Source organism: Wolbachia endosymbiont of Drosophila nikananu, assembly GCF_028981865.1.
Lineage (GTDB): Bacteria > Pseudomonadota > Alphaproteobacteria > Rickettsiales > Anaplasmataceae > Wolbachia > Wolbachia pipientis_B.
Genome location: NZ_JAPQLL010000012.1, coordinates 1 through 7,202, shown reverse-complemented (window position 1 = coordinate 7,202; position 7,202 = coordinate 1). Strand labels below are relative to the sequence as shown.

At 34.2% G+C, this 7,202-nt stretch carries 6 protein-coding genes; 3 read left to right on the top strand and 3 right to left on the bottom strand.

Annotated elements, in window-relative coordinates; translation table 11 throughout:
• Positions 1-76: 76 nt before the first annotated feature.
• A complete protein-coding gene (locus tag OZD67_RS00730) occupies positions 77-646 on the top strand; it encodes a potassium transporter TrkG (protein ID WP_259346610.1) in 570 nt (189 codons plus the stop codon).
• A gap of 512 nt (positions 647-1,158) precedes the next feature.
• Here the strand turns inward: OZD67_RS00730 and mgtE are convergent.
• A complete protein-coding gene (gene mgtE, locus OZD67_RS00725; RefSeq protein ID WP_182182973.1) occupies positions 1,159-2,529 on the bottom strand; it encodes a magnesium transporter in 1,371 nt (456 codons plus the stop codon).
• A gap of 154 nt (positions 2,530-2,683) precedes the next feature.
• Here mgtE and prfB point away from each other — a divergent pair.
• Positions 2,684-3,788, top strand: a protein-coding gene (gene prfB / locus OZD67_RS00720) for a peptide chain release factor 2 (protein ID WP_182182975.1) whose coding sequence is annotated in 2 segments (ribosomal slippage) — positions 2,684-2,758 and positions 2,760-3,788 — 1,104 coding nt in all. Because the reading frame shifts where the segments join, the coding sequence is not laid out codon by codon here.
• A 477-nt stretch (positions 3,789-4,265) separates the two neighbouring features.
• Entirely contained in the window at positions 4,266-5,165 is a 900-nt protein-coding gene (locus tag OZD67_RS00715; protein ID WP_182182977.1) for an Rpn family recombination-promoting nuclease/putative transposase, read from the top strand.
• 218 nt (positions 5,166-5,383) lie between these two features.
• On the opposite strand, the gene OZD67_RS00710 is transcribed toward OZD67_RS00715, so the two are convergent.
• Both OZD67_RS00710 and OZD67_RS00705 read right to left on the bottom strand, forming a co-directional pair.
• Positions 5,384-5,530: an SMR family transporter gene (locus OZD67_RS00710; RefSeq protein ID WP_259346611.1), complete on the bottom strand. Its 147-nt coding sequence runs from the start codon at positions 5,528-5,530 to the stop codon at positions 5,384-5,386.
• Positions 5,531-5,638: 108 nt separating this feature from the next.
• Positions 5,639-6,745, bottom strand: a complete 1,107-nt coding sequence (locus tag OZD67_RS00705) for a D-alanyl-D-alanine carboxypeptidase family protein (protein WP_182182979.1) — start codon at positions 6,743-6,745, stop codon at positions 5,639-5,641.
• Between the last annotated feature and the right edge of the window lie 457 nt (positions 6,746-7,202).

Genomic DNA, 7,202 nt, shown 5'->3' with positions numbered 1-7,202 from the left:
ATTTGATCAAAAAGGCACGAGAATTTGGCTATACTTTAGTGCAACAAGAGGAGCTAGTTAAGGAAGTTTCTTAGAAGTGTCATTATCATTTAGATGCAGCATATTTACCATCACCTCCTTGATTACGTCAACTGGTTATGCAATCTGTGATCATATAGATTGGAGCTTCATTTCAGTCTTAGCTTTTTTTCTAACCTTTGTTGGTGGATGTAGTGGTTCTTCAAGTGGTGGCATCAAAATCTTTCGTTTGATCATTTTTCTAAAGTCTATAGGAAATCACTTTCGCCTTTTATTAAACCCAGGTGCAGGTAATATGGTAAAATTCAACGGAAAAACCCTGGAGAATGATGAAGTTCACTCTGTCTTTATATTTTTTACAATTTTCATGTTAACGTTTACCATTTCATCAATAGTGATGTCTTACTTAAGCAATGCAGACTTTATAACTAGCATCAGCTCAGTCTCTGCAACGCTTACAAATTCTGGCCCGGGATTTAGTAATTTAATAGGCCCTTCAGGTAACTATTCTTCTTTCAGTAATGAAGTAAAATTATTTTTGTCGTTTTTGATGCTGCTTGGTAGACTTGAAATATTGCCAATCTATTTTTGTATAGGTAATTTATTCTTATTTAATAGAAAGAAATAGTTGGTGAAACTCGATATTATAGCTAAACTGACTTACGACAATTTGAAAAACCGTCATTCCGCTACTTGTTAGCGGAATCTATGCCGCGAATAAATCTACGACTGTACGAACATTGTGATTTGGGCACACCAGGAAGAATGTCATCCAAGTAGCCCCTTTCTCGTCATCCCGCTACTTGTTAGCGGGATCTATGCTAAGAGATACCGCAAATGAATCCACAACTGTACGAACATTGTGATTTTGGCCCATCAGGAGGGTGTCATCCCAGTGCTTGACACTGGGATCCAGGAATTTTATTAAGTTGGTAAGCATAAAAGTAGCCATTTTATGTAAAAATACAATATTTTGATGATTATGAAAAAGCTGGATTCCAGTGTCAAGCACTGGGATGACATCATAGAGGCACTGGAATGACACCTTCCTAGTGGAAATTGCTCTCAAATCATAATGTTCGTAAAGTTGTGGAATGAATCGCGGTATGACGGTTCGCGGCGGTATAGCTATAGATAGTATTAGCTATTTAATAAAAAGATCGTAGCTAAACCAAGAAATATAAGAGCTGAGAGAATATCAGTTGTTGCCGATGTTAAGATTGAAGAAGAAACGGCAGGGTCAGACTTTAAACGGTGAAGCATTATAGGAATGAAAGTTCCGATAAACGTTGCAATAATTGACATCATAATCATGGAAACCACAAAAATCATCTCCACTTTGAAGCTGTGAAATCTTATTGCTAATACTATTAATGAAATAGTAGATAAGATCACCCCGTTTATCAGACCTATTAAAAATTCTTTCATCAGTACTCTTTTTGCATTTTGCTCAGTTAGATATTTTGTTGCGATTGCCCGGATGGTTAGCGTTACTGTTTGGGATCCTGCATTTCCGCTCATTGATGCAATTATCGGCATGATTATTGGCAGTACTATAAAACTTTTTATTACATCATCGAAAAAGCCAACTACTATGGAACACATTGTTGCAGCTAAGAGGTTAAACAGTAACCAAGGTAGCCTTTTAATTATAGTTTTATGTATAGGGGCATTTATATCGGCTTTAGAAGATACACCGCTTATTTTGAGTACATCCTCTTCTGTTTCTTGTTGAACAACTTTTATCACATCTTCAATTAAGATCACACCTATAATTTTACCATTCTTATTTACTACCGGAGCCGATAATAGAGAGTAATCTTTAAATATTCTTGCTACTTCCTCTTGGTCTACTCCAGTTTTAATGATTTTTATGTCATGATCCATTATCTCTTTTATTATTGTGTCTCCTGAGTGAGATATTACCTTACTTAAATTAACACTGCCTATAGGCTCTAATTTTGAGTTGATAATGAATATCTGGTGAAATCTTTCTGGTATTTTTTTATAGCTGCACACAAATTCTGTCAGCTGATTTATTGTCCAATAATATGGAGCTATAACCATATCTTTATGTATTAACCTTCCTGCACTTTCTTCTGGGTATGATAGCAACTCCTCTACTGATTTCTGAGTCTTGCCGGGCAAATAGTAAAGTATATTTTCTACAGATTTTCTATCCAAATCTTTCACTATAGTTACTACATCTTCTACATCAAGGAGCATTAGTAACTTTGCTGTATTTTCTATTCCCAATGTTTCTATGATCTCCACTTGTAAATCTGGCACTACATGCACTAGGGCATCACTTAACAAATGTTGATCGAGGATATTAACTAATTTCTCCCTGTGATCACTGATCGAAGTAGATAAAAAATAAGCTAACTGAACGCTATCTATCGTTTTTACAATATTACGAACATTTTCTAGCTCATCGTTATCAAGTGACTCTATTAAGTCATCAATAGCCTTTTTGTCTAAACCATAATGAGAACTTACTTTAATATTCATTATTTTACCTTATTTTTTAATAAATATACACACTTGATTTCCTTAAACATTAAAGTATAATGAAATTATTTTGAATTAACTATCATATGGTTAAATTTCTATTTTGTTTGCTGTTATTGTTAGTAATAGTAAATATATTAAAATCTAAAGTATAATGAAAACTTATTTAGAAATTCTTGAATACTTTCAAGGCTTAAATAAAAGTATTTCTCTTATCAGGAGGTGTCTTTGACATAGAAAAATCAAAGTTGCGTCTTGAAGAACTGGACTCCCAAGCGTCGAATGATGATCTGTGGCAAGATAAGCAAAAAGCACAAGAAATTTTAAAAGAACGTTCTAAAATTAAGAATGACATAGAGTCGTTTTTAAAGCTGGAAAGCGATTACAACGATGCCATTAGCTTAATGAAGTCTGCTATTGATGAGAATGATGAAGAATTTTTCTCTGAAGTTGAAAGTGAATTAGCTAAGTTAGAGAAATTAATCAAACTTAAAGAGATAGAATCCTTATTTACTGGTGAAGCAGATAACAATAACTGCTTTTTAGAAATCCACTCAGGAGCTGGTGGAACAGAGAGCAATGATTGGGCTGAAATGCTGATGCGCATGTATATAAGGTGGGCAGAAATTTATCACAACTTTAAAGTTGAAGTTGTAGAAAAATTAGAAGGAGAGTCGGTTGGTATAAAGTCTGCAATGATAAAAATCGTTGGAGAAAAAGCTTATGGGTGGGCAAAAAGTGAAAGTGGAATTCACAGGCTGGTTAGAATATCACCGTTTGATGCAAATGGTAAACGTCATACCAGTTTTGCAAGTGTAGGAGTAACTCCAGTGATAGAAGATTTAATTGATATTGCTGTGGATGAAAAGGATCTAAAGATTGACACCTACCGTGCTTCCGGAGCAGGCGGTCAGCACGTGAATAAGACTGAAAGTGCGGTACGCATTACGCATATTCCAACTGGTGTTGTAGTTCAATGCCAAAATGGTCGTTCTCAACACAGAAATAAAGATGAGGCATTAAAATTACTTAAAGGCCGTTTATACCAAATTGAACTGGAAAAGAAAGAACAAAAGATGGCTGAAGAATATGGTAAAAAATGCGATATAGGTTGGGGCAATCAGATCAGATCGTACGTTATGCATCCGTATCAAATGGTGAAGGATTTAAGAACTGGACATGAAGTGGGCAATATAAATTCTGTTTTCGATGGTAATATAGATTGTTTCATAGTTAGTGTGCTTACTAAGCAAAATTAGGGTTGACTTTCTTGCCATAATATATGATAATAAAATATTATAAAAGTCAGAGGTAAAGTTATGGCGATGAAATATGATCAGTGGAAAAGAATATTAAGTGCAGTTAATGCTGACAAAATTTAAGTAAAGATAACGTAATTGAGAAGATAAAAGAGAAATTACCACAATATTCAGATGAATATACTCAGTTGAGCGAAACTGGTTTTGATGCGAGTCTCACCTGCTTAAATATAGAGTATACTAGTAGTTGCATAGAACTTGGATTTTTTGGCTTACCATCCATACATAACCAAGTGGAAATCCATCATAGAACAATTTATATTTGTGGGTAATAGTAAGGGCAAGGAGGGGCAAGGAGGAGCAAGGCGGCGACTTGACACAATTTGTTGAGCCATAGTATCAAGTTAAGCTTAAAATATGATTGAATAGTTGTTAATAATAGTGTATAATTATTAATCTTTTCTAAGCATTTTAGCTATGGCTATTTCTAAGTTTCTTGATCCTAAGAACGACTTTGCCTTTCGGCGTATTTTTGGCTCTGTAAATAATAAGGACATTCTTATTCACTTTCTTAATGATATGCTAGGTCTTACTGGTGTTGATCAAATAGAAGATGTTTCTTTTTTAAGTCCCATTCAGGATCCTGATATTGCTTCTCAAAAGCAGAGCATTGTTGATGTTCTCTGTACTGATTCTGCTGGAACCCAGCTAATTATTGAAATGCAAGTTGTTAAAACTACAGGCTTTGAGAAACGCGCTCAATACTATGCTGCCAAAGCTTATTCAAGTCAAGCTCACAAAGGTGATCAATATCAAGATCTTAAAGGAGTTATTTTTATTGCTATCGCCGATTTTATCTTATTTCCTAACAAGCTGGCTTACAAATCTGATCACGTTACTTTTGATAAAATTACCTATGAACATGATCTCAAAGATTTTAGTTTCACTTTCATCGAGCTACCAAAGTTTAATAAGACAAAAGAAGATCAGCTTTCAAATATTGTTGAAAAATGGATTTATTTTTTTAAGTACGCCGATGAAACTAGCGAAGAAGATCTACAGAAAATAATAGGTAGTGATGTTATTATTGGTAGAGCTTATGATGTGTTAAATCAATATAACTGGAGTAAAGAAGAACGTTTTGCTTATGATCAAACTAAGAAACATATTGATGATTATCTTTCTTCTATTCAACAAGGAAAAATCGAAGGCATCAAAATTGGTGAAGAGAAAGGTAGGAAAGAAGGTAGAGAAGAAGGAAAAATTGAAGGAAAAATTGAAGTTGCAAAAACAATGCTAGCCAATAATATTGATATTAACACTATTGTCAAGTGTACTGGCCTGTCCATTAGTGAAATTGAAGAATTGCAGAATTAAGTGTAACGGTTACGGTTTCTCGTCTCCACCATACTGTATAGAAAAAAGTCTGGATTCCAATTTGCATGACAATGTGGAGTATCTGCTTCTGTCATCCCAGTGGGATCTCTTATTCCATTTTATCAACAGTTTGTTTTGCAGTATCAAACAATTTTAATCCTATAATCCCGAATGTAACTAAAATAAAGCATATTACTTCGAATAAATTAACTGGTTCATTAAATAGGTAAACTCCAAGTATCGAAGCTCATAATTACCAATGTTGCAATCGAAGGCACAACCTTAGTAAAACTGTTACTAAACTTTAATGTTACAGCCCACAGTATCTCTAGGATACTGGACAGCAATAAATATAACCAGCACATTTTCGTAACATTTCAATCTTGTATTGTAACAGAAATTGTTAGTTAAAACTACACTAAAGTGCAATAGATCTCTCTTTCGAAATTGCTTTGAAAGCCAATATATTAAACTTAAAATAACATTCTAAAAAACTTTTCTACAAAATTCAATTCCTGTACGTCATTTGCTGCATAAAGAGGTGTAGTTTGTTGCTCAATACCTGGTATTTCTACAAAAACTTTGCCCACTTCTTGACCTTTTTTAATGGGTGCAGGTATCATATCTTTATATTCAATACGCACCTTAATTTGGTCATGCAATTTGCGGTTGTAAGTTATGGTAACATCGTTTGCAACTGTAATAGGCACTTTTTTATCTTTTCCATAGAGAACATTTACTTCCTCAACTACACTGTCTTTAGCAAATATTTTCTTAGTATTAAAATGATTTAAGGAGTATTGTATCAGCCTTTTTGCTTCTTCTATTCGCTCTTTCTCAGTGTTTAAACCATTTACAACAGCAAAAATTCTCCTATCGTTTCGTTTTGCAGATGCTACAATGCCATAACCACCAGCATCTGTATAACCGGTCTTTAAGCCGTCAACCCCAATGTCGTGAAAAAGTAGAAGATTTTTATTCTTTTGTGCAATTTCGTTATATGTCAGATATTGTTCAGAAAATAAATCGTAATATTCAGGAAAATCAGTGAAAATCCTTTTTGCCAGCATTACCAAGTCTTTTGCGCTCATAAAATGATCTCCATCTGGCCACCCGCTTGAGTTGACAAAATGACTGTCATTCAGGTTCAAATTTTGTGCAACCTCATTCATTTCAGCCACAAAATTCTCTTCTGATCCTGCAATACCCTCGGCTAGTGTTATGCAGGCATCATTACCTGAGACTATTGTAATTCCTTCGAGTAATTCCCTCACCGTAACGGATTGACCTTCTTTCAAAAACATAGAAGAGCCTTTTCTTTCCCACGCTTTTCTGCTTACTCGAAATTTATCCTCCATATTTATTATTCCAGCTTTTAGATAATCGAAGGCTATATATAAAGTCATTAACTTGCTCATTGAAGATGGGGCCATTTTTTCATCGGAATTATGGTCAAAAATGAACGAGTCTGAAGCTAAATCTAAGACTACTGCTTGCTTTGCTTTGGTTCTAAACTGGTATGAGTATGAAGAAAAAGGAAGTATAAAAACTAATAGCAAAATTACCAATCTGCTTAACATATCTATAATTTTAAATTTACAGTGCACTAATTAATAGTATAATTTTACAGGGGCATTTCAATAGATCTCTTGTATAAAAATTCCTTGACAAACTCCGCCAGCCCCCTTATCATGGTACTGAAGGTATTCAGTTATCTTCATCTGTGCAGATTAAACAGCAAGAAAACAACGTAGTTGGCGTCTTATTTTTAATTTTTTGCACTATGTGCACCTTATGTCTTCACAACATTTCTGGGTTTTTACCTATATAAGCTGAAACGCGCTTATAAGTCGTTTAATACAGTATAGTACGCCAATTTGCAGGATTAGAGAGTGACAACTAGCTAACACAGGGTTTCTTTTGCCTTTTTTTCTGCTTAGTAAATTTCTTAAATATAAAAGCTAAGGTTAGTTGCATTTAAAAGCAGCTAAATTGCAGTGTTTAAGACTTAAAAAACGCCAATACTGAAAATAGACA

What these genes read in the sequence shown, in the direction of transcription:
- mgtE (WP_182182973.1), bottom strand. Translation starts at nt 2,529, where the DNA reads ATGAATATTAAAGTAAGTTCTCATTATGGTTTAGACAAAAAGGCTATT.
- OZD67_RS00710 (WP_259346611.1), bottom strand. Translation starts at nt 5,530, where the DNA reads ATGTGCTGGTTATATTTATTGCTGTCCAGTATCCTAGAGATACTGTGG.
- OZD67_RS00705 (WP_182182979.1), bottom strand. Translation starts at nt 6,745, where the DNA reads ATGTTAAGCAGATTGGTAATTTTGCTATTAGTTTTTATACTTCCTTTT.
- OZD67_RS00715 (WP_182182977.1), top strand. Translation starts at nt 4,266, where the DNA reads ATGGCTATTTCTAAGTTTCTTGATCCTAAGAACGACTTTGCCTTTCGG.